1 protein-coding gene is annotated in these 1,151 nt (G+C 77.8%); it reads right to left on the bottom strand.

Features of this window, described 5'->3' with window-relative positions:
- Nucleotides 1-1,151 (bottom strand): 3'-5' exonuclease (locus GTW08_RS03860; RefSeq protein ID WP_275938966.1); only part of this gene is annotated, 1,151 nt, incomplete at both ends.

Raw genomic sequence — 1,151 nt, 5'->3', positions numbered from 1 at the left:
ACGGCCAGCCCCGCGTCGGGCGGGACCGGGGTGCGGTCGGCGGGGTCGCCGTCGTGCAGGGTCTCCACCGACGCGCCGGCCGGGGCGAGCCGCTCCCGCAGGAACGCCAGCGCGTTCGCGTCGCCGGGGACCTTCGCGGTCGGTTCCGGCTCCGCGCCGGGCCCGGCGTGCCCGAACAGCACCCGGTGCAGCGACGCCGCCGCCGTCGTCGTCCCCGGGACCCACCAGGCGACGACCTGGCTGCAGGCGCGGGTGAGCGCCACGTACAGCAGCCGCAGGTCCTCGCCCGCCTCCTCGGCCTGGTGCAGCGCGGTGCGCCGGGTGCGGTCCGGCCCGGTGGACCCGCCGACGTCGAGGAGCCGGCGCTGGCCGCCGGCACCGGCCGGGGTGTCGTGGTAGAGCAGCGTCTCGGGCCGGTCGTCGACCCAGCGGTCCCACGCGAACGGCAGGTACACCACCGGGAACTCGAGCCCCTTGGACCGGTGCACCGTCACGATCTGGACGGCGTCGGCGTCGGACTCCAGCCGCCGGCTCCGCTCGGCGGAGGTGTCGCGGGCGGCCTCGCCGATCCGGTGCCGCAGCCACTCGGTGAGCGCCGTCGGGCCCAGGTGGCGTTCCAGCGCCGCGGAGTGCAGAACCTGGCCGACGTGGCGCACGTCGGTGAGGTCGCGCTCGCCGTCGGGGCTGCGCAGCAGGCGCTCGGCCGGGGCGTAACGGGCGAACACGGCCTCCTGCAGGGCGGCGACCCCGCGCTCGGCGAGGACCTGGTGCCAGGCCCGCAGGTCCGCGCCGAGCTGGTCGACCAGCCCCTCGGCGTCGGGCCCGCACAGGTCGGCGACGGTGTGGCCGACGAACCGGGTCAGCGCGGCGGCGCGCAGCCGCATCGAGCGCTGCGGCTGCTCGACGGCCTCCAGCAGCGTCAGCCACTCCGCGGCGACCGGCGTGGTGAACACGCTGGTGGAGCCGGTGAGCACGGCGGGCACCCCGGCCTCGGCGCAGGCGTCGCGCACCAGCAGGCCCTGGGCGTTGGTCCGCACCAGCACCGCGACCTGCCCGGGGCGCAGCCGTCCCCCCGCGAAGCGGGCGGTGCCGTCGAGCAGCTGCGACAGGTCGACGGCGACGTCACGCGCCACCACGGCGCGGGCGCCCTT

The organism is Pseudonocardia sp. SID8383 (genome assembly GCF_009864975.1).
GTDB classification, from domain to species: domain Bacteria; phylum Actinomycetota; class Actinomycetes; order Mycobacteriales; family Pseudonocardiaceae; genus Pseudonocardia; species Pseudonocardia alni.
This window is presented reverse-complemented; position numbering and strand designations above follow the sequence as displayed.